The 25874-nt window shown below is 69.9% G+C and carries 24 protein-coding genes; 16 read left to right on the plus strand and 8 right to left on the minus strand.

Annotated elements, in window-relative coordinates:
- Positions 1-9: 9 nt before the first annotated feature.
- The 10 genes from narG to AB2U09_RS07245 all read left to right on the plus strand — a co-directional run bounded on the left by narG (position 10) and on the right by AB2U09_RS07245 (position 10769).
- Positions 10-3063 (plus strand): nitrate reductase subunit alpha, encoded by a 3054-nt coding sequence (gene narG, locus AB2U09_RS07200; protein WP_459192027.1) that lies wholly within the window; start codon positions 10-12, stop codon positions 3061-3063.
- Positions 3060-4127 (plus strand): nitrate reductase subunit beta, encoded by a 1068-nt coding sequence (narH, locus tag AB2U09_RS07205; RefSeq protein ID WP_459192028.1) that lies wholly within the window; start codon positions 3060-3062, stop codon positions 4125-4127. Before narG ends, narH begins: the two co-directional genes overlap by 4 nt.
- Entirely contained in the window at positions 4124-4960 is an 837-nt protein-coding gene (locus tag AB2U09_RS07210) for an ethylbenzene dehydrogenase-related protein (RefSeq protein ID WP_459192029.1), read from the plus strand. The genes narH and AB2U09_RS07210 overlap by 4 nt, the downstream gene beginning before the upstream one ends.
- Positions 4957-5679: a molecular chaperone TorD family protein gene (locus AB2U09_RS07215; protein ID WP_459192030.1), complete on the plus strand. Its 723-nt coding sequence runs from the start codon at positions 4957-4959 to the stop codon at positions 5677-5679. The genes AB2U09_RS07210 and AB2U09_RS07215 overlap by 4 nt, the downstream gene beginning before the upstream one ends.
- Positions 5676-6635, plus strand: coding sequence for a DUF8068 family protein (locus AB2U09_RS07220; protein ID WP_459192031.1), 960 nt, complete (start codon positions 5676-5678; stop codon positions 6633-6635). The genes AB2U09_RS07215 and AB2U09_RS07220 overlap by 4 nt, the downstream gene beginning before the upstream one ends.
- Positions 6628-7467 carry a HEAT repeat domain-containing protein gene (locus AB2U09_RS07225; RefSeq protein WP_459192032.1) on the plus strand — a complete coding sequence of 280 codons (840 nt, stop codon included), beginning with the start codon at positions 6628-6630 and terminating at the stop codon, positions 7465-7467. Before AB2U09_RS07220 ends, AB2U09_RS07225 begins: the two co-directional genes overlap by 8 nt.
- 27 nt (positions 7468-7494) lie before the next feature.
- Positions 7495-8811, plus strand: a complete 1317-nt coding sequence (locus AB2U09_RS07230; RefSeq protein WP_459192033.1) for a P-loop NTPase — start codon at positions 7495-7497, stop codon at positions 8809-8811.
- 94 nt (positions 8812-8905) lie between these two features.
- Complete coding sequence (locus AB2U09_RS07235; protein ID WP_459192034.1) at positions 8906-9136, plus strand: DUF7511 domain-containing protein; 231 nt, start codon at positions 8906-8908, stop codon at positions 9134-9136.
- An 84-nt stretch (positions 9137-9220) separates the two neighbouring features.
- Positions 9221-10414 carry a molybdopterin molybdotransferase MoeA gene (locus tag AB2U09_RS07240; protein WP_459192035.1) on the plus strand — a complete coding sequence of 398 codons (1194 nt, stop codon included), beginning with the start codon at positions 9221-9223 and terminating at the stop codon, positions 10412-10414.
- A gap of 97 nt (positions 10415-10511) precedes the next feature.
- A complete protein-coding gene (locus tag AB2U09_RS07245; protein WP_459192036.1) occupies positions 10512-10769 on the plus strand; it encodes a DUF8593 domain-containing protein in 258 nt (85 codons plus the stop codon).
- 23 nt (positions 10770-10792) lie between these two features.
- Here AB2U09_RS07245 and AB2U09_RS07250 read toward each other — a convergent pair whose 3' ends face one another.
- A complete protein-coding gene (locus AB2U09_RS07250) occupies positions 10793-11629 on the minus strand; it encodes a molybdopterin synthase (protein ID WP_459192037.1) in 837 nt (278 codons plus the stop codon).
- Positions 11630-11767: 138 nt separating this feature from the next.
- Between AB2U09_RS07250 and AB2U09_RS07255 the strand changes: the two genes are divergently transcribed.
- Both AB2U09_RS07255 and AB2U09_RS07260 read left to right on the plus strand, forming a co-directional pair.
- A complete protein-coding gene (locus tag AB2U09_RS07255; protein ID WP_459192038.1) occupies positions 11768-12415 on the plus strand; it encodes a molybdenum cofactor guanylyltransferase in 648 nt (215 codons plus the stop codon).
- Between the two features lie 97 nt (positions 12416-12512).
- The gene (locus AB2U09_RS07260) at positions 12513-13067 is read left to right on the plus strand and encodes a metal-dependent hydrolase (RefSeq protein WP_459192039.1); all 555 of its coding nucleotides are present in this window, start codon (positions 12513-12515) and stop codon (positions 13065-13067) included.
- Positions 13068-13086: 19 nt separating this feature from the next.
- Here the strand turns inward: AB2U09_RS07260 and AB2U09_RS07265 are convergent, their stop codons facing one another.
- From AB2U09_RS07265 to AB2U09_RS07275, 3 genes are read right to left on the minus strand one after another with little or no spacing between them, the layout of a single operon-like run.
- A complete protein-coding gene (locus tag AB2U09_RS07265; RefSeq protein WP_459192040.1) occupies positions 13087-14079 on the minus strand; it encodes an ABC transporter permease in 993 nt (330 codons plus the stop codon).
- Positions 14079-15167: an ABC transporter permease gene (locus AB2U09_RS07270; RefSeq protein ID WP_459192041.1), complete on the minus strand. Its 1089-nt coding sequence runs from the start codon at positions 15165-15167 to the stop codon at positions 14079-14081. The genes AB2U09_RS07265 and AB2U09_RS07270 overlap by 1 nt, the downstream gene beginning before the upstream one ends.
- Positions 15164-16954 carry an ABC transporter ATP-binding protein gene (locus AB2U09_RS07275; RefSeq protein WP_459192042.1) on the minus strand — a complete coding sequence of 597 codons (1791 nt, stop codon included), beginning with the start codon at positions 16952-16954 and terminating at the stop codon, positions 15164-15166. Before AB2U09_RS07275 ends, AB2U09_RS07270 begins: the two co-directional genes overlap by 4 nt.
- Positions 16955-17184: 230 nt before the next feature.
- Here AB2U09_RS07275 and AB2U09_RS07280 point away from each other — a divergent pair, with 230 nt between their 5' ends.
- Positions 17185-18300 carry a BMP family ABC transporter substrate-binding protein gene (locus tag AB2U09_RS07280; RefSeq protein ID WP_459192043.1) on the plus strand — a complete coding sequence of 372 codons (1116 nt, stop codon included), beginning with the start codon at positions 17185-17187 and terminating at the stop codon, positions 18298-18300.
- Positions 18301-18402: 102 nt separating this feature from the next.
- Positions 18403-18948 (plus strand): hypoxanthine/guanine phosphoribosyltransferase, encoded by a 546-nt coding sequence (hpt, locus tag AB2U09_RS07285; RefSeq protein WP_459192044.1) that lies wholly within the window; start codon positions 18403-18405, stop codon positions 18946-18948.
- Between the two features lie 25 nt (positions 18949-18973).
- Here the strand turns inward: hpt and AB2U09_RS07290 are convergent, their stop codons facing one another.
- The 3 genes from AB2U09_RS07290 to AB2U09_RS07300 form a co-directional block, all read right to left on the minus strand.
- The gene (locus tag AB2U09_RS07290; RefSeq protein ID WP_459192045.1) at positions 18974-20326 is read right to left on the minus strand and encodes a hypothetical protein; all 1353 of its coding nucleotides are present in this window, start codon (positions 20324-20326) and stop codon (positions 18974-18976) included.
- 100 nt (positions 20327-20426) lie between these two features.
- On the minus strand, positions 20427-21413 hold the full coding sequence (locus tag AB2U09_RS07295; RefSeq protein WP_459192046.1) for a D-2-hydroxyacid dehydrogenase: 987 nt from the start codon (positions 21411-21413) through the stop codon (positions 20427-20429).
- Between the two features lie 125 nt (positions 21414-21538).
- Positions 21539-22849 (minus strand): family 43 glycosylhydrolase, encoded by a 1311-nt coding sequence (locus AB2U09_RS07300; protein WP_459192047.1) that lies wholly within the window; start codon positions 22847-22849, stop codon positions 21539-21541.
- A gap of 202 nt (positions 22850-23051) precedes the next feature.
- On the opposite strand from AB2U09_RS07300, the gene AB2U09_RS07305 reads away from it, so the two are divergent.
- Positions 23052-23942: an alpha/beta fold hydrolase gene (locus AB2U09_RS07305; RefSeq protein WP_459192048.1), complete on the plus strand. Its 891-nt coding sequence runs from the start codon at positions 23052-23054 to the stop codon at positions 23940-23942.
- 63 nt (positions 23943-24005) lie between these two features.
- Positions 24006-24653 (plus strand): helix-turn-helix domain-containing protein, encoded by a 648-nt coding sequence (locus AB2U09_RS07310; protein ID WP_459192049.1) that lies wholly within the window; start codon positions 24006-24008, stop codon positions 24651-24653.
- Between the two features lie 70 nt (positions 24654-24723).
- Here AB2U09_RS07310 and AB2U09_RS07315 read toward each other — a convergent pair whose 3' ends face one another.
- Positions 24724-25746: an LLM class flavin-dependent oxidoreductase gene (locus AB2U09_RS07315; protein ID WP_459192050.1), complete on the minus strand. Its 1023-nt coding sequence runs from the start codon at positions 25744-25746 to the stop codon at positions 24724-24726.
- Positions 25747-25874: the final 128 nt, after the last annotated feature.

Consider the following 25874-nt stretch of genomic DNA (forward strand, 5'->3'; position numbering starts at 1 on the left):
GAATCCCACATGACCGACCCACACGACACGACGGAGGCAGACCGAACGGGCACCGAGAGCGAACCGACCGACAGCGGAGCCGACGCGGCCGGCGAGGCGACCGACGCCGCGACGGACGGGGGCGCGGAGATCGACGTCTCCCGTCGGGACTTCCTGAAGGGCGTCGGCGCGGCGGGCGTGGCCGGCGCCGCGGGGTCCCAGACCGGGCTCGCGCAGGACTTCCTGCAGATGACCCGTCTGCAGGTGGTCAACGATCCCATCGGCGACTACCCCTACCGGGAGTGGGAGGATCTGTACCGCGAGGAGTGGGACTGGGACTCGAAACACCGCTCGACCCACTCGGTCAACTGCACCGGCTCGTGTTCGTGGGAGGTGTACGTCAAGAACGGGCAGGTCTGGCGCGAGGAGCAGGCCGGCGACTACCCCACCTTCGACGAGGACGTTCCCGACCCCAACCCGCGGGGCTGTCAGAAGGGCGCCTGCTACACCGACTACGTCAACGCCGACCAGCGCATCAAGTATCCGATGCGCCGCACCGGCGAGCGCGGCGAAGGCAAGTGGGAGCGCATCAGCTGGGACGAGGCGCTGACCGAGATCGCAGAGCACGTCGTCGACGAGGTCGAAGCCGGCCGGTACGACGCCATCAGCGGGTTCACCCCCATCCCGGCGATGAGCCCCGTCTCCTTCGCTTCGGGAAGCCGGCTGATCAACCTGCTCGGGGGCGTCTCCCACAGCTTCTACGACTGGTACTCGGACTTGCCGCCGGGCCAGCCGATCACCTGGGGCACCCAGACGGACAACGCCGAGAGCGCCGACTGGTACAACGCCGACTACATCATCGCGTGGGGGAGCAACATCAACGTCACCCGCATCCCCGACGCGAAGTACTTCCTCGACGCCGGCTACAACGGGACCAAGCGCGTCGGCGTGTTCACCGACTACTCCCAGACGGCCATCCACACCGACGAGTGGGTCTCCCCGGAGGGCGGTACCGACACCGCGCTGGCGCTCGGGATGGCCCGGACTATCGTCGACGAGGAACTCTACGACGAGGCACACCTCAAGGAGCAGACCGACATGCCGCTGCTCGTCCGCGAGGACGACGGGAAGTTCCTCCGCGCGAGCGAGGTGCCGGGCCTCGGCGAGGACGTCGAGGACCCCGAGAAGACCTTCGTCATGGTCGACGGCGACGGGAACCTGCGGATGGCCCCCGGCTCGCTCGGCGACCGCGACGGGCAGAACGACCCCGACTCGTCGATCGAACTCGAGTTCGACCCGCAACTGGCCGTGGAGCGCTCGGTCGACCTCGCCGAGAGCGCCGACGCCGACAGCGTCGCGGTCCGGTCGGTCTGGAACAACCTGCGCGAGGAACTCTCCCAGTACACGCCGGAGTTCGTCGCCGAGGAGACGACCGTCGGCGAGGAGACCTACCAGCGGGTCGCCCGCGAGTTCGCCGAGGCCGACAAGGCGAAGATCATCCACGGCAAGGGCGTCAACGACTGGTACCACAACGATCTGGGCAACCGCGCCATCCAGCTGCTGGTCACGCTCACCGGCAACCTCGGCGAGCAGGGTACCGGCCTCGACCACTACGTCGGCCAGGAGAAGATCTGGACGTTCCACGGCTGGCAGACCCTCTCCTTCCCGACCGGGAGCGTCCGCGGCGTCCCGACGACGCTGTGGACGTACTTCCACGCGGGCATCCTCGACAACACCGACGAGGACACCGCCGAGAAGATCCGCGAGTCGGTCGACAAGGGGTGGATGCCGGTCTACCCCGAGGAACGGGAGGGCGGCAACAGACCGGACCCCTCGACGATGTTCGTCTGGCGCGGCAACTACTTCAACCAGGCCAAGGGGAACATCGCCGTCGAGGAAGAGCTGTGGCCGAAACTCGACCTCGTGGTCGACATCAACTTCCGGATGGACTCGACGGCGCTGTACTCGGACATCGTCCTCCCGGCGGCGAGTCACTACGAGAAGTACGACCTCAACATGACGGACATGCACAGCTATGTGCATCCGTTCACCCCCGCGGTCGAGCCGCTCGGCGAGGCGAAGACCGACTGGCAGATCTTCCGCGACCTCGCCGAGAGGGTCCAGGAAGTCGCCCAGGAGCGCGACCTCGACCCCATCGACGACCGGAAGTTCGACCGCCAGATCGACCTGCAGTCGGTCTACGACGACTTCGTGCGCGACTGGGAGACCGGCGAGGAGGGCGCGCTCGTCGAGGACCGGGCGGCCTGCGAGTACATCCTCGAACACTCCGAGGAGAGCAACCCCCACGACAGCGACGAGCAGATCACCCTCGACGACACCATCGAGCAGCCCCAGCGCCTGCTCGCGACCGGCGACCACTGGACCTCCGACATCGAGGACGGGGAGGCCTACACCCCGTGGAAGCAGTACGTCCAGGACAAGCAGGCGTGGCCGACGTTCACGGGACGCCAGCAGTACTACGTCGACCACGACTGGTTCCTCGAACTCGGCGAGGAGCTACCGACCCACAAGGAGGGTCCCCGGAACACCGGCGGGAGCTACCCGCTGTCGTACAGTACGCCACACGGCCGCTGGTCTATCCACTCGACGTGGCGGGACAACGAGACGATGCTCAACCTCCAGCGGGGCGAACCCGTCGTCCACATCAACCCCGAGGACGCCGAGGAGCGGGGCATCGAGGACGGCGACACCGTCGAGGTGTTCAACGACCTCGACAGCGTCGAGGTGCAGGCGAAGATCTACCCCTCCAGCGAACCGGGGACGATCCGCCACTACTTCGCCTGGGAGCGGTTCCAGTACCCCGACAGGAACAACTTCAACTCGCTCGTCCCGATGTACATGAAGCCGACCCAGCTCGTGCAGTACCCCGCGGACACCGGCGAGCACCTCTACTTCTTCCCCAACTACTGGGGGCCGACCGGCGTCAACTCCGACGTCCGCGTGGACGTGCGTCCCGTCGACCAGGGCAGCGACGACGCCGAGGACGAGGGCGAAGACGAGCAGGCGGATCTGCGGCTGGCCGACGGTGGGCAGGCCCCCGGCGAAGGGGGTGAGGACGCGTGAGCACCGACGACGCACAGGACGGCGACACGCACATCGACATCGCGGACGGGGTCGACCACCAGGTCGCGATGGTGATGGACCTGAACAAGTGCATCGGCTGCCAGACCTGCACGGTCGCGTGCAAGACCCTCTGGACCGAGGGCGGCGGCCGCGAATACATGTACTGGAACAACGTCGAGACCAAACCCGGCGAGGGCTACCCGGAAGGCTGGGAGGAATCCGGCGGTGGCTGGAAATCGGGCGACCACAGCGAGCGCCAGCCCGGCGAGATCCCCGCGAAGGAGGAGTACGGCGGCGACTGGGAGTTCAACCACGAGGAGATCATGTACGACGGCAGCGACGAGCCGCTGCGGCCCCAGGCCGACCCCGAGTGGGGCCCAAACTGGGACGAAGACCAGGGCGCGGGCGAGTACCCCAACAGCTACTACTTCTACCTACCGCGGATCTGCAACCACTGCACCCACCCCTCGTGCGTGGAAGCCTGCCCGCGGAAGGCGCTGTACAAGCGCGAGGAGGACGGCATCGTCCTCGTCGACCAGGAGCGCTGCCGGGGCTACCGTTACTGCGTCGAGGGCTGTCCCTACAAGAAGGTGTACTACAACGCCGTCTCGAAGAAGTCGGAGAAGTGCATCTTCTGCTTCCCGCGCATCGAGGGCGAGGGGCCGGACGACACGGTTCACGCCACGGCCTGTGCGGAGGAGTGTCCGCCCCAGCTCCGGCTGGTCGGCTACCTCGACGACGAGGAGGGTCCCATCTACAAGCTCGTCGAGGAGTACGAGGTGGCGCTACCGCTCCACCCGGAGTTCGAGACGGTGCCGAACGTCTACTACATCCCGCCGTACGCGCCGCCCCAGCACGACGAGGACGGCGAGACGCTCGAGAACGTCGACCGCATCCCGCGGGACTACCTCGAAGAGCTGTTCGGCGAGCGGGTCGACGAGGCCCTCGACACCATCGAGCGCCACCGCGACCGCGTCCGACGGGGCGAGGAGAGCGAACTCATGGAGATACTGCAGGACAAGAACCCCGCGCAGCAGTACCGGCTGGAGGTGTTCGACGAATGACCGGCGACGGGCGGGTCGGGACCGGTCGCTCGTGGCTGACGGTGTCCGCGCTGGTCGTCGTCGCGGTGGTCGCGGCGGCCGCCCTGCCGACGCTGTCCAGCGCGCGACCGGCCAACGAGGTGCCGGTCGGGGAGGTGGGCGCGAACGCCTCGGACCCGACCGCGGAGGCGTGGACGACGGTCCCGAGCGTCGAGATGGCGCTGTCCAGCGCCCCGAGCGGACTCCCCGAGGCGGGGAACGTCTCCGTGAACCACGCGAAGGTCCGGACGGCGACCAACGACTCGCACGTCTTCGTGCGGGTCTCCTGGGAGGACGCGACGGCCGACCGGAACGCGAGCAGCCCCCGCGAGTTCGCCGACGCCGTCGCGGTGCAGTTGCCCGAGAACGAGAGCGCCCGGCCGCCGATCGCCATGGGCGGGACCGACAACCGCGTCAACGTCTGGTACTGGACCGGCGACGGGGGGACCGAAGAGTTGCTCGCGGGCGGCGCCGGGACGACGACCGAGTTCGAACGCCCCGCCGTCGACAGCGAGGCCGTCCACGAGAACGGCGAGTGGGCGGTCACGTTCACCCGCGAGGCCGAGCTGGCCGGCAACCGGACCGACCTCTCGAACGAACAGGACATCGACGTGGCCGTCGCGGTCTGGAACGGCTCGTACCACGAACGGGCCGGCCGCAAGGCCGTCAGCGAGTGGCACTACCTCGCGATGGGACCGGGCCCGCAGGGGCCGCCCTACGAGACCATCCTCTGGACGGTCGCCGGCCTCGCGATCCTGTTCGTGACCGTCGTGACCATCGAGGGCGTCCGCCGAACGCGGGGTGAGGCGGCGTGAGCGACACCGAGCCGAACGCCGGTCCCGTCGACCGGCCCGAGGCCCGCGACCCGGCGGACCCGCCGACCGACGCCGACCGCGACGCGGCCGCCCGCGGCGCCCTCTACGCGCTCGCCGCTCGCGCGATGACCGAGCCCGACGACGAACTGTACGAGGCGCTCGACTCCGGCGCGCTCGACCGCGAGTGTCGGCGACTCCTCGACCGGACCGAACTGGACGTGGCGCCGCCGGATCTCACCACCGACGACGACCGCGAGACCGTCAGCGCCCGGTTCAACGACCTGTTCGTCGTCGGCCATACGGAGTACGTCGACCGCACCGACGGCACCATCGACGCGGAGGGACCGACGGTATCGCTCTACGAATCGAGCTACCGCCCGGACGTCTCGTGGAACGACGTGAACCTCGACCTCGCTCGAGCCTACGACTACTTCGGCGTCGAGGTCGACACCGAGCGCCGGGAGAACCACGACCACTACCGGCTGGAACTGGAGTTCGCCGGCTACCTCTGCCGTCGCGAGGCGGCGGTCGACCCGGACGCCGCCCGCGCGCGGCTGGACTTCCTCGACCGGCACCTCGCCGTGCTCGCCGAGGGCGTCGCCGACGCGCTCGACGGTGAACCGGGAACGGGCTACTACGGCGAACTCGCCGACTTCTGTCGGCGACTGGTCGCCGCCGACACCGACGACCTCGCCGACCGAGTGGAGGGCCAGCCGTGAGCCAGCCGACCGTCGACGGGGCGGAAGCGGCCGACCCCGGACTCCGTCTCGGGGGCCGCCCCGTGTCGCTCGCGGCCCTGCTCGGAGCGGTCGCACTCGTCCCGACCGCCGGCGTCACGCTCGTCCGCGTCCTCCGGAACGCGCCCGCGTCGCTGCCGGCGGTCGTCCGTGATTCGACGCCCGCGGTTGAGGGGCTCGCGGCTGTCGTCCCCGCGCTGGCGGTCCTCGGACTGGCGCTCGCGGCCACGACTCGGACTCGACGAGTCGCCCTCGCCGCCGTCGGGGTCTTCGCGCTGGTGGGCGCCGTCGCCGACGCCGCGTGGCTCCCGGCCGCGGCGGCGGTGACGGTCGGCACGACCGCCGCGCTCGCTTCAGCGGTCGGCCGGATGGCGGACCCGCTACGGGCGGACACCCGCCTGCGCGATGCGTTCGCGCCGATCGCACGACCCGCCGCGCTGGTCGCGCTTGGCGTCCTCGCGCTGGGCTGGTCGCTCGTCGCGTCGGCAGGTATCGAGACGACGACGTTCCGACCGGCGGGCGCGACGCTCGCGTTCGTCACGCTGGCCGCGCTCCCGCTCGTCCGCGGGATCGAAGGTGCGCTCGCGCTCGGCCTCTGGGCCGTCGCGGCGTTTGCGGTCGTCCTCGCCGCCGCGAGCGCGCCGTTCGTCGCCGGCGCCGTCGTCCTCGTCGCCTTCGGTGCGGGGTCCGTCCCGCTCGCGCTGCTCGCGCTCGGGATCGGCGGCGCCGTCGCGACGATCGTGGCCGACGCCCGACGACGGGCGTTCGGACCCGCCGTCGGCGCCGCGCTCCTGCTCGCCGCTGGCGTGCCGGCGACGCTCCCCCGCGCCGTCGCGTTCGCGCTCGGCCTGCTCGTGATCGTCCGCGAGTGGGACCCGACGGCGCGAGCGGCGCTTGCCGCCGGTGATGCGGCCGCGGGAGGTGTCGCCGATGCGTGACCCCGAGGAGGCCACCGACGGGCCGACCGACCCCCGGGTTCACCCCGAGCAGAGTCCGGGCTTCGGCCTCGACCACGCCGGCCTGGAAGACATCGAGGTGAGCCGCGAGGACGTGACGATCGGCGAGGCGACGCCGCGGGAACTCGCCGCGACCGACATCTCGACCATCGCCAGCGAGAGCGCCCGCGAGAAGCTCGACCGGCTGGCGACCGGCGACGCCGTCGAGCGCCAGCGGGCGGCGCTCGCGCTCGCCGAGGAGGAGCGCGACCCCGCCATCGTCGAGGCGCTCGTCACCGCGGGACTCGGCGACGAGGACTCGGACGTGCGCCAGTTCGCCGTCGAGGCGCTCGCGAAACTCGGCGGCGAGAACGCCGAACGTGCGGCCCTGGAGATCACTGACGACGACGATCCCTGGGTCCGCGCCGAGGCGGTCGTCGCGCTCGACCGCCTCGACCGCGAGCGCTACGCCGATCGCATCGAGGCGGCGCTCGACGATGACCATCACGCGGTCCGCCGGAACGCCCTCGTCTCCATCTTCAAGCGCCGCGGCGAGGGGGCGCTGGAACCGCTGCTCGACGCGGCCGACGACGAGAGCGAGCGGGTCCGCGAGTGGGCGGTCCACCTGCTCGCTGGCGTCGACGACGACCGCGCCCGAGAGACCCTGCGGGAGGTCGCGGCCGACGAGTCTGAGGAGCGGATCGTCCGCGGCACGGCCGCCCGCGCGCTGGAAGCCGATCCCGGCCGCTTCCGTCGGCAGTTCACCGGCGCGCTCGACCGCGGCGACACCACCCTCCCCGGCGAGGACCACCTCAACCGTCAGCCGGACCTCTGAGATCGACGACTCGCTGTCTACCCCACTATGTCCGAACACACCGATTCCGATCGACCAACCGCAACGAAATCAGAATCGCCCGACGACGAAGCCGACCGCGACGCCCGCCTGAAAGACGAAGTCGAGGCCGCGCTCCGGCAGGTTCGCGACCCCGACGCCGGGAAGGACGTCTTCGAGGCCGGCCTCGTCTCCGAGATCGCCGTCAGCGACGGCGCCGTCACGGTCGTCGCCGACCTGACCGACTTCGGTCCGCAGGCCGCCGAGGGGGTCACGGGCGCGATGATGCGGGCCGTCTCGGACGTGCCCGGCGTCGACCACGCCCACGTCGAGCAGGAGACCGCCAACGTCGACGGCGACCGCTCGCCCGGCCTCGCCGACGTGGATCGAGTGATCGCCGTCGCCAGCGCGAAGGGCGGCGTCGGCAAGACGACCGTCGCGACGCACCTCGCCTGCGCGATGGCCGCCGATGGCCACGATGTGGGGCTGTTCGACGCCGACATCCACGGCCCGAACGTCCCCGACGTGCTGGAGGTCGACGGCCCGGTCTACTCCGACGACGACGGGAACCCGCTCCCTGTCGAGGCCGATGACCTCGACGTGATGAGCATCGGGCTGATGCAGGACGGTGCCCCGCTGGCCTGGCGCGGCGCGATGGCCCACGACGCCCTCTCGGAACTGTTCGAGGACACGGCGTGGGGCGATCTGGACGCGCTCGTCGTCGACCTGCCGCCGGGGACGGGCGACGTGGTGCTGACGACGCTACAGGAGGTCCACCTCGACGGCGTCGTCTTCGTCACGACCCCGTTTCACGCCGCCGTCACCGACACCGCGCGCTCGCTCGAGCTCTTCCGCGAGAACGACGTGCCCGTGCTGGGCGTGACCGTCAACATGGCCGGGTTCACCTGCCCCACCTGCGGCGACGAGCACGACCTCTTCGAGCACGGCGACCCGCTCGACGGGCTGGACGCGCCGATCCTGGCCGAACTCGACTTCGACCCGAGCGTGCAGGCGACGCCTCGGCCCGGCGAGTTGCCCGAGCAGATGCGGGCGCTCGGCGCCGACGCCTACGACCGCGTCGAGGAAGTCTGGGCAGTCGACGTCCCCGAGGACGCGCTCGACCTCCGTGGCGTCCCCGCCGACGCCCGCCACGACCGCGTCCGCGAGGCGTTCGACGCGACGGAGGAGGGCGAGTCGTTCGTCCTGGTGAGCGACCGCGACCCGACGCCGGTCCGCTCGTTCCTCGCCTCCCTCTCGTCGAAGGCGGACGACCCTGCCGACGTCTCGCCGTTCGCGGTCGAGCGGGAAAACCCCGAGACGTGGGTCCTGCGGACCGTTCGTCCGTAGGTTGCGGGTCGGTTTCGTTGTCCTACGTTCGGCTATACACGGTTCATAGCAGTCGTCTTAGTGACCCGCTTCGACCGTTCACCCGACCACCACGATGTCCGGATGCACGCGGTCGGACGACGATTCGTTCCCCGAGAGCCCCGCTCCCTCGATCGACCGGCCCGGCGAGCACGACGCGCCCCTACTGGAACTTGCGCTCGTCCGATACGCCGACCGACCCGATCGGTGTACCATCCACCCTCCCGACGCGACCGGCGTCGACCGCATGTCGAAGTGGATCTCCGTCGACCGGAGTCTCGTCGTCGACGTGGACTCGATGCGGTGACCGACGAGGCGTGGACGGTCCGGCCGACTGGCGGTCGCGGCGCCTTCCCGGTCGCTTTAGTCGCTCGCCGGTGAACGGCCGGTAATGGGACACGAGGGCTTCGCGGAGGTGACGCGCCTCGCCGCGGCGCGCGAGGAACTGCTGTCGGTCGTCGACCCGCCCGATACCGCCGAGTCGGTCCCCGTCGCGGACGCGGACGGGCGAACGCTGGCCGAGGCGGTCGATTCCGAGCGCGACGTGCCCGGTTTCGACCGCGCGGCGATGGACGGCTACGCCGTCCGCGCGACCGACACGCACGGCGCGAGCGGCCGGTCGCCGGCCGTCCTCGACGTCGTCGAGGGGGAGGTCGGCCCGCGGGCGGCCCGCTACGTCCACACCGGGAGTCCGCTGCCCGACGGGGCGGACGCGGTGGTGAAGGTGGAGGAGACCGACACGCGCGGCGACCGGGTGGAGGTCGCCGCCGCGGTCACGCCCGGCGAGAACGTGGCGCCCGCCGGCGAGGACGTGAGCGCGGGCGAGCATATTTTCGACGACGGACGCAGGCTCCGGCCGTCGGATCTCGGACTACTGAAAGCCGCTGGCCACCGAACGGTGTCGGCGTGGCGGCGCCCGTGCGTGAGCGTCGTCCCGACGGGCGAGGAACTGGTCGACTTCGACCCCGGCTACGGCGAGACGACCGAGACCAACGGGCTGACCGTCTCGCGGCTGGTCGAGCGGTGGGGCGGCGAGGCGACGTATCGGGACATCGTGGGCGACGACGAGGCGGCGCTCCGGGAGGCGATCGAACGCGACCTCGATCACGATATCGTCGTCACGACCGGCGGATCTTCCGTCGGCGAACGGGACCTGATCGCGGACGTGGTCGCGGATCTGGGCGAAGTCCTCGGCCACGGCGTCGCGGTCAAACCCGGCCATCCCGTCGGCTACGGCGTCGTCGACGGGACGCCCGTGCTGACCCTGCCCGGCTATCCCGTCTCCTGTCTCGTCACCGCGGTCCAGTTGTTGCGGCCGGCCGTCGCGACGGCGGGCGGGTTCGAACTCGCACCGTTCCCCGAGTTCGAGGCGACGCTCGACCGGAAGATCGCCAGCGAGGTCGGCGTCCGCTCGTTCGTCAGGGTCCGGGAGACGGGCGAGGGGACCGTCGAGTCGGTCCGCGGCGGCGCGGGCGCGCTGTCCTCGGTCGCCGCCGCCGACGGCTGGGTCGTCGTCCCCGAGAGCCTGGAAGGTGTCGCCGCCGGCGAATCCGTGGCCGTCCAGCGCTGGGAACCGTTCCGTTGATTCTTCGCCGGCAGACCAGCCGGTCCACCGGACCTCCGTTCGCCGGCCTGCGAGCGCGTGCCCAGCGATAATGCCGGTTGTACCCCTATCGGCACGTATGTCGATACTGACCGAGGACGACGTGGGAAAGACCGTCGTCAACCCCGTCGGGGAGGAGATCGGGATCGTCGAGGACTACGAGAACGGGACCGCCTACGTCGACACGCACCCCGGCTGGACCGACCGGATCGAGGCGCGCCTCGGCTGGGACGACGACGATCCCGACATCCGAGAGGCGCCGCTGCGTGACGAGTACGTCGAGGAGGTCACCGACGACGAGGTGATCCTCCGGCAGGACATCCAGATCGATCGGTAGTCCGGTAATCGAGCGGTGTAGCGTCACTCGGCGGGCCGCTCGTGCGACCAGAACGCGTCGTCGACGGTGACTTCCTTCTTGAACAGCGGCACCTCGTCTTTCAGCCGGTCGATCCCGTCCTCGACCGTCTCGAAGGCTTCCCCGCGGTGGCCCGCCAGCACGACCACGAACACGATGTCCTCGCCGGCCTCGACGATACCGGTCCGGTGGTGCAGTCGGACCTCGTAGACGCCGTCACGGGCCTCCAGCTCCTCGCGGATGGCCGCCAACCGCTGTTCGGCGACGCCGTCGTACTTCTCGAACTCCAGGTGCTCCGTCGGCTCGTCGTCGGGGCCCTCTTGGGTCCTGACGCGACCGGTGAACGTGGCGACGGCGCCGCTGTAGCGGGCGTCGGACGACCGTTTCACCTCGGCGACGAGCGAGCCGAGGCACTCGTAGGGTTCGCGGTCGTCGAGCGCCGCGAGGAGTTCCTCGACGTCGACCGCGTCGGCCTCGGGCGCGGCCACGACCGTCTCGCCGGCGTGGTCGCGGCCGCCGAGCGCCACGGTCGGGATGTCGGCGCCGCTGTAGCCCTCGACCAGCGCGTAGTCGTACTCGGGGGCGAGTTCGTCCAGCGTCTCCTCCAGCGTCCGCTCGGCACCAGTCGCGAACCAGCCGTCGTCGTCGGTGATCCCGTAGGTTGCCGCTGCGCCCGCGGCCCGGTGGCGGGCTGTGTCTTTCCCCTCGGTGTCGACCGACGGATTCGTCGTGAGGTGTTTGACGGTCGCGACGCGCCCCTCCGCGGACAGTCGCTCGGCGAGTCGCTCGACCAGCGTCGTCTTGCCCGAGTCCGACGGCCCGGCGATCCCCAGAACCTGCATACTCTGACTGGGGACTCCTTCGGCATGTAAATTCCTCATGACGCGTTCGGCCGACGACGACCGTCACCCGGCAACCGGGGCGACGACCGAGCGACCGGAAGGACAGTGACATACCGGCGGCGCCCGTATCCGCGCTCGATGACCGGGTCACGGCCGGAGCGGGTTCGCGGCGTCGTCCTCGCGGGCGGGCGAAGCACCCGCTTCGGCGAGGCCAACAAGGCGCTCGCGACCCTCGACGGGAAGCCCGTGATCGCCCACGTCGTCGAGGCGGTCGCCGAGGGGACCGACGGAACGCCGCTGCTCTCGGTCGCGACCGAGTCGCAGGCCGAACGGCTGCGCGGCGCGCTCGACCGGCCCGTCGAGAAAGTCCGCGACGGGACCGGCCGGTCGGGGCCCCTCGCCGGGCTCGCCGCCGCGGCCGGCGCGGCCGAGACGCCGTGGCTGTTCGTCTGCGCCTGCGACATGCCGCTGGTCGCGGTCGAAGGCATCGACGCGCTGCGAGCCCGGGCAGCCGTCGACGAGTCCGTGAACCGTGATGCGGGCAGCGAGCGCGTCGACGCGGTCGTTCCCGTCGTCGACGGCTACGACCAGCCGCTCCACGCGCTCTACCGCCGTTCGTCCCTCGGTCCCGCGGTCGACTCGCTCTCGGAGGACGGCGCGTTGATGGCGCTGCTCGACCGGCTGCACACCGAGCGGGTGACGGTTGTGGACGAGGACGCGCCGCTCGCGGCGGCGGCGACCAACGTGAATACGCGGGCCGACCTCCACGACCTTCGCGACGACTGACGATCCGGCGATCCTCCACTGCGTCGATACGTTCTCCCGTCCGGCTTCATTTGCAGGCCCCCGCCCTATCCGCCGCGGTCCCCTATTTACGTCCGACATGGTCGACGTGATGGGACACCTGGCGATGGGACTGCTCTGGGCGCTCCCGGCGTGGTGGCTCCTCTGGGACGAACACGCGAGCGCGCTGTTCGTCGCGCTCGCCGTCCTGATGGCGCCGTTTCCGGACGTGGACACGTTCCTCGCCGCGGCATTTCCGAACGCGGTCCACCACCACGGCGTCACCCACACCGTCGTGTTCGTCGCGGCGATAAGCGTCGTCGCCGGCGCGATAGTGGCCGCGACGCTCACCGACCGCGTGGACGACTGGACTACCCAGCGCTTCGGCGCGAAGCGGACGTTCCTGTTCGCGACGGTCGCGTTCGCCGTCGGCGGACTGAGCCACGTCTTCGCCGACATGCTGTCGGCGCCGGACATCTCGACGCCGATCGAACCGCTGTGGCCGTTCGTCCACGGCTCCTGGGGCGTCGACGTGCTCTACTACAACAACCCCTGGTGGAACGTCGGCTTCCTCTCGCTGATGGTCGTCGTCCATCTCGCGGTGGCCTACAGCGCGTTCAGCCGCCGGGACGGCGCGCCCTCCGGGGGCGCTTGACTCGCTGGTCGGCCCGTCGTCAGTCCGTCTCGCGGCTGTACGGTTCCAGCAGCGCACTCGGTGCGCCCTGCCGCGAGTCGTCGAAGCGGACGACCGTGATCACGAGGACGAGGATCGTCGCGAGGTAGGGGTACGTCGACATGATCGTCGGGTGCATCAGCAGATCGAGTATCGGGTTGACGACGCCGGCCAGCGGCGTGCCCGCGTCGAGCGCGAGGTCGATCCCCTGCGAACGCAACTGGAGCGCGTCGAGCAACCCGAACAGGTACGCCCCGACGAGCGCCCGCTCGGGGCGCCACTGAGCGAAGATGACAAGCGCGACGGCGATCCAGCCGCGCCCGGCGACCATCTCCGTCGCCCACAGTTGCGCGAACGCGAGCGAGAGGTGCGCGCCCGCGGCGCCGGCGAAGGCGCCGCCGAGCAGGACGCAGAGGTAGCGCATCTTGAACACGTCGACGCCCATCGTGTCGGCGGTCTCGGGGTCCTCGCCGACCGCGATGACCTCCAGTCCGAGGTTCGTCCGGAAGAGGAACCACCAGACGACCGGGACGAGCGCGAGCGCGATGAAATCTGGCGCGGTGCTCCGGAACAACGCCTCGCCGACGACGGGGATCTCGACGAGGTACTGGCCGACGAGCGGCAACGTCATCTGCGGGAACCCGTTGATCGACTCGTCGACCCAGCTCGTGCCGAAGTAGGTCGTCAGCCCGGTCCCCAGCAGCGTCAGCATGATCCCGCTGATCACCTGACTCGCCTTCAGCGTGATACAGAGGAACGCGTGGACGAACGCGAGGAGCGTCCCCAGTCCCGTTCCGACGAGAAAGCCGAGCCAGTAGTTGCCGGTGACGGCCGTCGTCGCGAACCCGCCGAGCGCGCCGACGAGCATCATCCCCTCGACGCCGAGGTTGACGACGCCGCCGCGCTCGCTGATGATCTCACCGAGCGCGGCGAAGATGAACACCGTCGACGCGCGCACCGCCGCGTCGAGCAGCCCGGCGGCGAACCCGGACATCAGGCCTCACCTCCGGCCGGCGCCCGCTCTCGCTCGACGTCAACGTCGACCCTGTAGCGTTTGATGAACTCCGCGGTGATGAGAAAGAGGATGACCAGCGCCTGGATCACGTCCACGAGCGCCGCGGGGACGCCGTAGGTCACTTCGAGTTTCGTCCCGCCGACGAACAGCAGCGCGAAGAATGCGGCGGCGAGCAGCACCCGGCCCGCGCCGTTGCGGCCGAGCAGGGCGATCGGGATCGCGGTGAACCCGTAGCCGGCCGAGAAGTCGGGCATGAGTCGGTCCTGTACCCCGGAGATCTCGCTGAACCCGGCTATCCCGGCGAAGGCGCCGCCGACGAGGAACACGAACAGGTACACCCGGAAGGTGCTCATCCCCGCTTGCGAGGCCGCGAGCGGGTTCGAACCGACGAAAGTGATGTCGAAACCGACGCGCGTCCGGCCGACGATGATCGCCGTCGCGACGACCGCGAGCAGTCCGACGAGAAAGCCCGCGTGGACGTCGAGGACGGGAATCTGTGGGAACACCGCGGCCTCGGGGAGCTTCGCGGTTCCCGGGATGTTCCCGAGGCCGCCCTGCATCGGCCCGCGGACGAGGTAACTCGCGAACTGGGTCGCGGTGAACGTGAGCAACAGCGTCGTGATGATCTCGTTGACGTCCCACTTCGCCTTGAGATACCCCGGGATGCCTCCCCAGAGCCCTCCGGCGACTCCGGCGCCCAGCAGCGCGAGCGGGATCAGCGCGACCTGCGGCAGGGAGACGTTCAGCGCGAGCCACGTGCCCACGACGGCGCCGGCGTAGAGTTGCCCTTCCGCGCCGACGTTCCACAGGCCGGCGCGCAGGGGGAGATACACCGCCAGCCCAGTCAGGACGAGCGGGACCGTCCGCGTCGCGGTCTGGCGGAGTCCGAACGGGTCGGTCAGCGTCTCGACGAACATCGTGTTGTACGCAGCCAGCGGGTCGACCGACAGCGCGACGAGCGCGACGGCGGTCAGGGCGAGCGCCCCGACCACCGTGAACACGGGCGTCCCGTAGGCGAGCCACGCCGGGACCTCGTCGCGCGCCGAGAGGTCGACCGAGACGTTCACCGCGCATCACCGCCGTCGTCGCCGACATCTCCACTCTCAGCAACGTCAGCCGCCCCTCCGCCGTCAGTCATCGCTCCGCCGTCGGTCATCGCCCTATCCGTCGTGCCGGATTCGTCGGTCGCAGAGCCGCCGGTCGCGTCGTCCGAGTCGGCCGTTCCGCCGGTCATCCGCATCCCGACGCGCTCGCGGTCGGCTTCCTCGGGCGTCGTCTCGTGGACGAACTCGCCCTCGTAGAGCACGAGCAGGCGGTCGCTCAGGTCGAACAGCTCGTCCAGATCCTCGGAGATGAGGACGGTGCCGGTCCCCTCCGCGCGCTGGTCGAGCAGGGCGTCGCGGAGGAACTCGATGGCGCCCACGTCGACCCCGCGGGTCGGCTGGTGGGCGACGAGCAGGTGCGGGTCGCGGGTGAGTTCTCGCCCGAGGATGAGCTTCTGGAGGTTCCCGCCGGAGAGGTCGCCGGCGGCGATTTCCTCCACGTCGTGGACGCCCCGGACGTCGTACTCGTCGACGACGGCCCGGGCGTAGTCGCGTAGTTCGTCGTAATCGAGGAAGGGGCCGTCGTCGAAGCGGTCGTGGCGGATCTCCTTCAGCGCCGCGTTGTGCATCACCGACAGCTCCCCCGCACAGCCGTACTCGTGGCGGTCCTCGGGGACGTACGAGACGCCGCTGTCGACGAACGTCCGCGTCGACTCGCCGGTCAGATCCGTCTCGCCGACGCGCAGGCTGCCGGCGGTCGGCGACCGGACGCCGGCGAGCGTCTCCGCGAGTTCGCGCTGTCCGTTGCCGCTCACGCCCGCGATACCGACGATCTCGCCCGCACGAACCGACAGGTCGACGCCCGAGAGCGCCTCGATCCCGCGGTCGTCGTCGGCGTGCAGGCCGCTCGCTTCGAGGACCGGCGCGCCGGCCTCGACCGGCTCGCGGTCCAGCGAGAACAGGACCTCGCGGCCGACCATCATCCGCGCGAGATCCGACTGGTCGACCTCGCTCGTCTCGACGGTCCCGACATCCTTCCCGTCCCTGAGGACCGTCACGCGGTCGGTGATCGCCGTCGCCTCCGAGAGCTTGTGGGTGATGAAGATGATGCTGATGCCCTCGTCAGCCAGCGCTCGGAGCGTCTCGAACAGCCGCTCGGCCTCCGTCGGCGTGAGGACGGCCGTCGGCTCGTCGAGGACGAGCAGGTCCACGTCCCGATACAGCGCCTTCAGAATCTCGACGCGCTGGCGCTCGCCCACGTCGAGTTCGTGGACGGGCGCCCGCACGTCGACGTCGAAGCCGTACTCGTCGGCCAGCGCCTCGATCTCCTCCGCCGAGGCGTCGAGCCCGATCGAGAACCGCTCGGCGAGCGCGCGAGCGACTCGGTTGTTTCGGACGGACTCGGGCAGCCAGCCGTCGTCCGTGCTGTCTGCGTCTTCTGCGTCAGTCTCGCCTTCGTCGCCGCGGTCGCGGAACGGGCCACCGGGCTCGCGTTCGCCGAGGACGACGTTCTCGGCGACGGTGAGCCGCGGGATGAGCTTGAAGTGCTGGTGGACCATCCCGATGCCGCGGTCGATGGCGTCCTGCGGTGAGTCGAGATCGAGCCGGCTGCCGCCGAGGTGGACCGTCCCCCCGTCGGCGTCGTAGAGCCCGTAGAGGATCTTCATCAGGGTGCTCTTGCCGGCGCCGTTCTCGCCGAGGAGCCCGTGAATTTCGCCGCGGCGGACTGAGAAGTCGATGTCGTCGTTGGCGACGACCCCCGGGAACTCCTTGCGGACGTCGGACATCCGGAGGAACGCGTCCTCGGCCATTACGATCCGGCAGGGCTTCGAGCGTTCTTGAAGATACCGTTTGCCCCTCGCCCCGGTTCGCGCTCACACGGCGCGTAGACCGCCGCTGGCGTCCGGTCCTAGAGGGTCTCTATAGTCCTAGTAGCGCTCCACAGCCCGCTATAGGCAACCTTATCAATTGCCGCATATCCGTACCAGACGAGGAACGATCGACCGGGGGAGAGCCCCGGGTCACAGCCACGGACACAACAATGTCGACAGACATCACACGACGACGGGCGATCAAGGCACTGGGCCTCGCCGGCGCGGCCGGACTTGCCGGCTGTTCGGGATCGGGCGACGACGGAACCGAGACGAGCGCCGACACGGGCACGAGCGGCGACGGCGGGTCGGGCGGGAGCGACACCGTCAAGGCCGCGTTCGTCTACAACTCGGCGGTCGGCGACCAGGGCTGGTCGTGGGCGCACGAGCAGGGCCGCCAGGCAGTCGCCGAGCAGTACGACTGGCTGGAGTCCGATTACTCGGAGGACGTCGCGCCGGCCGACGCCAAACCCGTCTTCCAGCAGTACGTCCAGAACGACTACGACGTCGTCTTCGGCAACACCTTCGGTTACATGGACACGATGGTGTCGGTCGCCGAGGACAACCCGGACGTGCTCTTCGAGCACTGCTCGGGCTACCAGACGCTCGAGAACATGGGCCGGTACTTCGGGCGGATGTACCAGGCGCGGTACATGGCCGGCGTCGCCGCCGGGATGCTCACCGAGGCGAACACGCTCGGGTTCGTCGCGGCGATGCCGCTCGCGGAGGTCGTCCGCGGCATCAACGCCTTTACGCTCGGCGCGCGCTCGGTCAACGAGGACGTGACGACGAAGGTCCGCTGGACGAACGAGTGGTACGACCCGCCCAAGGAGAAGGAGGCGGCCAACGCCCTCATCGACCAGGGCGTCGACGTGATGGCCCAGCACCAGGACTCCGCGGCAGCCGTGCAGGCCGCGGCCGACGCCGGCATCTGGGCGACCGGCTACGACGCGCCGATGGACGAGCAGGGCGGCGACAGCTACGTTACCTCCCCGATCTGGCACTGGGAGAAGTTCTACGGCCCCACGCTCGAAGCCGTCCGCGACGGGTCCTGGGAACCGGACTTCTACTGGGAAGGGCTCGAAGACGGCATCGTCGGCCTCTCCGACTGGGGGCCCGAGGTGCCCGACGACGTGAAGTCGTCCGTCGAGGAGACCCGCTCGGCCATCGAGAGCGGCGAGACCGACGTGTGGACCGGCAGCAAGTTCGCCGACGCCGACGACGCGACGCTGTTCCAGGACATGAGCAGCTTCGTCGAGGGCGTCGAGGGTACGGTCCCCGAGTAATCGATACTCGCGGAGCGGCCCTCCGCAGCGCCGCCGCGCGGGTGGCCGTCGACCGCGACCGGCAAACAGGAGTTTTTTCCCGACCCTCGGCAACCGGACGGCATGGAACGGCTCCGCGCGTCACTGCACGAGGCGCCGATCATCGACAAGGACGGCTACGAGTACCTCGTCCACCCGATTAGCAACGGCGTGCCGATGTTAGACCCCGCGCTCCTGCGGGAGGTCGTCGTCGGCATCGTCCGCAACGCGGATCTGGACGTGGACAAGATCGTCGCGCCCGAGGCGATGGGAATCCACGTCGCCACCGCCCTGTCGCTGCAGACGGACATCCCGCTCGTCGTCATCCGCAAGCGCGAGTACGGCCTCCCCGACGAGGTCGCCCTGCAGAAGTCCACCGGCTACTCCTCCTCGGAGATGTACATCAACGACATCGAGGAGGGCGACCGCGTCCTCATCGTCGACGATCTGCTGTCGACCGGCGGGACGCTCGCCGCGATCACGCAGGCGCTCGACGACATCGGCGCCGACGTCGCGGACATCGTCGTCGTCCTCCGCAAGGTCGGCGAGAGCGCGCTCGACGAGACCGACTACGAGGCGACCAGCCTGCTCGACATCACCGTCGAGGACGGCGAGGTCACCGTCCACTGATTCGACCGCCCGTACACGCCGCCGCTCACAACTGGTGGCCGCAGGCGCAGTTCCCGATGCAGTACGTCGTGTCGGCCTCGCCGACGTCCAGTCCGACGGCCGCCATCGCCGCGAGCAGGCTCGCCGACTCGTCGGCCTCCGGCCGAACGCGCGCGGCCGTCGCGCCGTAGGGGGCCGATCCGACCGATATCCGCTCGACCACCTCCCGGGACTCGTGATCGATCACCGCCACCTCGTCGTTCGTCTGGACCGGCACGTAGAGCTTCTCGCGGCTCGGTCCCCACGTGCCGACGAACGCCGCACCACCGAGGTCGATGCGCTCAGCGACCTCCCGGGCCTCGATGTCGACGACCGACACGTCGTTCGTCCCCGGCGTGAAGACGTACCCGACCCGCGAATCGGGACCGATCTCGCTGGTGAGCGCGCCCTCGCCGAGGCCGTCCTCGGGCGTCAGCTGTGTGAGTAGCTCGGGTTCGGACGGGTCGCTCGTGTCCCAGACGCTCTCGGTTCCCGTCTGGTGCTCGACCAGCAGCCGATCGCCGTCCGGTGCGATCGTTCCCATCCACGGCTTCGCCGCGTCGTCGCCGTTTTCATCCCCGTCCCCACTGCCCACCGAGGGCACGTCCACCTGCGTCTCGATGCCGAAGTCGTCTACGTCGAGAACGGTCAACGTGTCCCCGAAGAGGTCCGGAACGTAGGCGAACGCGCCGGCGGGGTGGATCGTCACGTCGCACGGGCCCGGACCGTCGTTGTCGCCGCGGCCGCCTTCGTCGGTTCGGTCGATCTCGGAGGTGATCTCGCCGAAGGTGTCCGAGTCGCGGTCGGCGTCGATCCGGTAGTTGGTGTGGGCCGGCTCCCGGGCGCTGACGACGACCGACCCGCCGTCCGGCGTCAGTTCCTGCCAGTTCGACCCCGACCCGGTGTCGACGTGGACCACCTCCGAGAGCGACCCCGCGGCGACCGCCCGAACGCCCTGGTTCACGTTCAGCCAGAGCGGGTCCGCGGCGTCTGTCGTCAGCCTCGGCGCGTACTGGTTCGACGGGAACGACGCCGAGAGGCCGACGTGTTGCGTGTCGACGACCTCGTCGCGCCCCGGGTCGATGACACTCACCGTCGCGTCGTCGGTGTTGAACACGAACACCGTGTCTTCGCTCCCGCTGGCGCTCCCGGTACCGTCGCCCGTCGCCGTCGTTCCCGACCCGTTCGATCCGTCGGTCGACCCGCTGGAACACCCTGCCGCGAGCGCCGCACCGGCCGTCGCCGAGCCCGCGAGCAGCCCCCGGCGGGAGACGCCCGAGCCGCTGCCAGCGGCGTCGTCGTCTCCGTCGAGCGGCTTCCCGCGGTTCGGGTAGAGCCGGTCCGCGTCGCCGTCGGTCATACGTGTGCCACGGGCCGTCGGCGAAAATACCTGCTGGTGGCGCCAGTCAGTCGCGTCCAGCCATTCGAGACGGTCAGATCCCGTCGAGCCAGCGACCCCTTCAGTCGCCCCGGTTCGGCGTGACGACCTGGTTCTTCAGGTCGTCGTACTCGCCGCTCTCGTCGATGCGTTCGAGGTTCGATTCGAGAATCTCGGCGAGGCGATTCCAGTACTCGGGCGTCGCGCCGGAGTTGTGCGGCGTGACCCGGACGTTGTCGAACTCCCAGAGCGGGTGGTCCGCAGGGAGCGGTTCCGGGTCGGTCACGTCCAGCCCTGCGCCGCCGATCTTGTTGTCCCTGATCGCCGCGACGAGCGCGTCGGTGTCGACGATGGGGCCGCGGCCCACGTTGACGAGGACGGCGTCGGTCGGCATCGCCGCGATCTCCGAACTGCCGACGAGGCCCCGCGTCTCCTCGGTCAGCGGCGCCGCGACGACGACGTAGTCAGACCGGGCGAGCGCGCCCTGCAACGCCGTCTCGTCGGTGAACCCGACCACCTCGTCAGTCGGCCCGCCTTTCTCGGGCGAGTAGCGGGCGCCGATCGTCTCGACGCCGAACCCTTCCAGTCGCTCGACGACGGCCTGTCCGATGGCGCCCATCCCGACGACGGTCACGGTCGACCCCTGCAACTCGCCGCCCTGGAAGTGCTGCCAGAGGTTCTCCCGCTCGCGGCGCCAGCCCTCGTCGAGCCGGCGGGCGAAGGTGAGCATCCACCCGAGGACGTGCTCGGCGATGTTCGGCCCGTGGACGCCAGAGGCGTTGGTGACCGCGATGCCGCGCTCGCGGAAGGCGTCGAGCGGCAAGTGGCCGACGCCGGCGGACCCGCAGGCGAACAGGCGCAGTTCGTCGGCCCGCGCCAGCAGTTGCTCGTCCATGTGGAGCCCCGTGACGATCCGGGCTTCCCCGACGACCGCATTCGCTTCCCCCTCGGTCCGCGGGAGTGTCACGTGGTAGTTCGGCAGGCGGCGGCGGAGTTCGTCGGCGTACTCGCTCGCCGGCATCCCGTGTGCGGGCTGGTTCAACACGACGATCCGCTCTTGTCCGGCCATGTTCGCTGGTCGAGCGTGACGGGAATAAACGTTCTCGCCGGATCGGGCGGCGCCGGCCCCGTCGAGCCTCGAACGCGCCGCGCGACCGCCGAACCCCTGCTTCGTCACACCGGCTCGGGTCGTGCTCACTCCCGACTCGATTCGTCTCCATCGCTGCCGCAGGCACCGAGCGCTCCGGCCGCTACGGCACCGAGCGCCGTGACGCCGCCGAGCACCGACATCCCGTCGCCAGTCCCCGAGGAGGTCGCTGTCTCGGTCGCCGTCGGCGTCTGGGTCGGTGTCGCGGTGGCTCCCGAGGTGGTCGTCCCGGTCGCCGTGCCGTTCGAGAGGCTGGTCTCGAAGGCGTCGCTCTCGCAGTCGAACTCGCCGCTCCCGGGCATCGGGCTCTTGGCGCTCGGGTGGCCGTTGCAGGCGATGACCGGCCAGCCGTCGTCGTCCCACTGGATGCGGTCGACCATCATCGTCCGCACCTCCCGCTCGGCGGTCGCCTCGACGTGGTAGAACAGCCACCAGTCGCCCTTGTCGTCCTGGTAGGCGGTGTTGTGGCCCGGACCGGTGAACCGGTCGGTCGCCGAGAGGACGGCGACGCCGCTGTTGTGCTCGTTCAACTCCCGCAGGTCGGTCCCGTTCTGGTTACGGTACGGGCCCCGGAAGTTCTCGGCGCGGCCGACTTCCACCTCGTAGGTGCTGTCGTAGCCGTCGCAGCAGTGGCCGGTCGAGTAGAACAGGTAGTAGTAGCCGTTCTCCTCGATGACCATCGCGCCCTCGCGCTTGTCGCCCGCGAGGTGGAACTCCGTGTTCGCGACGTAGTCGTCGGCGCTCTCGGTGAGTTCGACGCCGTGGATGCCGAACCAGCTCCCCCAGATCATGTAGGGCGTGCCGTCGACGACCCGGAACTCGGCGTCGATGCAGTTGGTCATCCCCAGGTCCTCGTTGCGGAACACCGGTCCCTGGTCCTCGAAGGGACCCTCGGGGCTGTCGGCCGTCGCCAGCCCGATACCGGGGTTGTTCTGGCTGCCCCACGTCGAGTAGGAGTAGTAGAGGTGGTACGTCCCGTCGTAGTAGTTGATGTCCGGCGCCCACACGCCGGCGTCGGGGTCGTCCCGCCAGTCTGGGTACGCCTCCAGCGCCGGCGCGATGTACTCCCAGTTGGCCAGGTCCTCCGACCGGGCGACCGGGACGATGTCCTGGGGCGTCTCCGTTCCGTAGGCGTAGTAGGCGTCGCTGTCGTCGCTCTGGTCCTGAATGACCGTCACGTCGCCGAACCCGATGGGCCCGACCGGGTTGCGGTACACCTCCTCGCTCTGGTCGGCCGCCCCGCTAGCCGCTGCCGTCGAACTGCCGGTCGACGCCGCCCCCGCCGCGCCGACAGCCCCCACACCGAGCGTTTTCAGCACGTTACGTCGGTTCACGCCACCGCGCTCGCGTTCCACCACTGTGGCACTCTGTTTCGAACTGTCACTCAAAACCGTTGTCGTCTCGCACGGACGCGCCGGAGCGGGCCGTCGCTCGCTGGCACTCCCGTTCGACGTGCAACGACTGGAGACACCGATCGAAAATGCAAGCGCCGAGATAACTTATATACTTCCGGACTGATACGGCACCATCCACTCGTCGGGCGGTCACGTACTTCGACCGATGGCAACGTTGACTCCCGGTTCGTCACCGTCCGTGATGGGCCGGGCCGACGACGGAGTCGCGACCGTCTCATTATACGGCGATCGGCAGATCACCTACGCCGAGTACGGCCACTCGGAGGGCGATCCGGTCGTCTTCCTCCACGGGACGCCCGGGTCGCGTCGGCTGGCCGCGCTGTTCGCGGAGGGCGCACGCGAACAGGGGATCCGACTGATCGCGCCGGACCGTCCTGGCTACGGCCGATCCTCGCCGTGGCCGGGGCGCTCTGTACGCGACGCGGGACAGTTCGTCACCGCCGTCGTGGACGACGCCGGCGTCGAGTCCGCCGACCTCGTCGCGTTCTCCGGCGGCGCTCCGTACGCGCTCGCGGCAGCGGCGACGCGAAGCGATCGGTTCAGCCGAGTCGACGTCGTCGCCGGGGCGACGCCGCCCGGCGTCAGCGAGGAGACGCCCGCAACGCAGCGGTTGCTCGCCGGACTGGCGACGAGGACGCCGCGCCTGCTCGGGGGACTGTTCCGGGCGCAAGCGTGGCTCGCGGCGCGCCGTGACCCCTCGTTCGTCGTCTCCCAGTACACCACCGGGGACGCCGAGTCGGTATCCGACGAGATCGCGGCGATCCTCCGGGCGGATTTCGTCGAAGCGTTCGCCCGCCACCGCAGCGGTGCAGTCACCGAGTTCCGGCAGACGGACACAGACTGGGGCGTCGACTTCGACGCCGTCGACGCGCGGGTACACATCTGGCACGGCACGGCCGACACGAACGTGCCGATCGGCGACGCACGCCGACTCGCGGCACGGATTCAGAACGCCGAGTTGCACGTCCTCGACGGCGCGGACCACCTCCGGACACTCCTCCGTAGCGTCCCTGACATCATGGAGCGCGAGCGATGACCGACTCGACCGGGAGACCCACCGATTGATATGCGGGGCGGTCGAGGTCCGCTCGACAGCCGAATGAGACGCGTCCAGTTCTCGGTCACGTATCCCGACCGGCTCGTCCACCCGCTCCACCGTCAGATCGTGGAGGGAACGTCGCTCTCGCGGGCCGAGTTGCTGATGTGGAGCCCCACCGAGGACGCGACGACGCTGGTCCGGTTCGACGGGCCGCGAGAGGCGGCCGAGCGGGCCATCGAACGCATCGATTCGCTCCAGGTCAGCCACTTCGTGGCTGACGGTTCGGGGACCTACGCGTTCCTCCGGCAGGACGACTACGAGTTCGCGTCGGCGCTGCTGGAGACCATCGAGGGATCGCGCGTGATCTTCTTCCCGCCGGTCGTCTTTCTCGACACGGGCGCGATCAGGTTCGAGGCCGCCGGCGCCACGGAGTCGCTCAGCGCGTTCCACGACTCGCTCTCCGAACTCGGCAACCTTGCCGTCGAGCGGGTCCAAGACTTCGAGCGCACGCGCTCGCCGTCCCGGCTCACCGACCGGCAGGAGGCCGCGCTGGAAGCCGCGGTCTCGGCCGGCTACTACGACGTTCCCCGGGAGGGGACGGTCGCGGACGTCGCGACGATACTGGAGTGCTCGACGAGCACGGCCGGGGAACTACTGCGGAAGGCCGAGGCAGCGGTGATCCGGAACTTCACCGAGTCCCGGGAGTAGTACCGACGCTCGCTCCCCTTCTGGAACGGCCGATCCCGTCGGATAACTCGCGACCGAACGACGGTCCCGTCTACGCGAGGCTGACGCCCTCGGCCAGCAGTTCGTGCGAACGGAGCGCGTCGTCGTGGTTCGCGTGGGCGTGCTGGATCATCACCTCGTCGACGCCGACGCGGTCGGCGAGTTGTTCGAGCAGGCCCGCGAGCGTCTCCGGACTCCCGGAGATAGCGCGCGGCCACTCGTCGTCGTCGAGGGCCGCGGGCGTCGGTTCGGGGACGCCGCCGAGTTCGTCGACGGCCTCCTCGATCGTCGGCCTGGTGCCGACCTCGCCGCGCTGCATCCGCTGGAACGTCGCCTCGGCAATCGAGCGGAGCCGGGCTGCCTCCTCGTCGGTCTCCGCACAGACCGCGTTGACGGCGACCATCCCGCGGGGTTCGTCGACGCTGCCGGGCAGCGACGACGGCTCGAACTGTTCCCGGTAAGTCTCGAAGGAGTGGACCGCGAACTGCGGGCGGATGAACGCCGCGAAGCAGTACGGCAGCCCGAGTTCGGCTGCGATCTCGGCGCTCGACGGGCTCGACCCGAGCACCCACGGGGCGGGCGGGCCCTCGCCCGAGCGAGGGATCTGCAGGTCGCTGTAGGGGTGGTCGTCGGGGTAGTCGTCGTAGAGGTGGGAGACGACGGACTCGATCTTCTCCGCGTGGTCCTCGTCGGGATTGGGCACGTGGCGTTCCGTCCCGAGCGCGCGGTCGGCCGCCGGCGAGCCGTTCGCCCGCCCGAGCCCAGCGTCGATCCGGCCCGGAGCGAGTCCGTCGAGCGCGCCGAACTGCTCGGCCACCTTGAAGGGGCTGTAGTGGTTGAGCAGCACCGCGCCGGAGCCGAGCCGGATCGAATCCGTCTCCGCGGCGAGGGCGCCGAGCAGCACTTCCGGCGTCGTCCCCGCGATGGTGTCGGCCATGCCGTGGTGTTCGGCGACCCAGAATCGCGTAAATCCGAGTCGCTCGGCCTGTCGGGCGGCCTCGACCGTGTTCGCGTACGCCTCGCTCGCGGTCCCGTCGCTGGGAACGGGGGAGAGATCGACAGCAGAGAGATCCATGCCCGGCGTTGGTGATTCCGCCGGTTAACGGTTTGGTAAGCGGTACTTGGAACCGTTAGCGAGTACGCCGAGTGCGTAGCTGTTCGACAGACGATCACGACCGAAACGAGCGGTGAGGAAGTGGGCGC

This window comes from Halosimplex yunnanense (assembly GCF_054504345.1).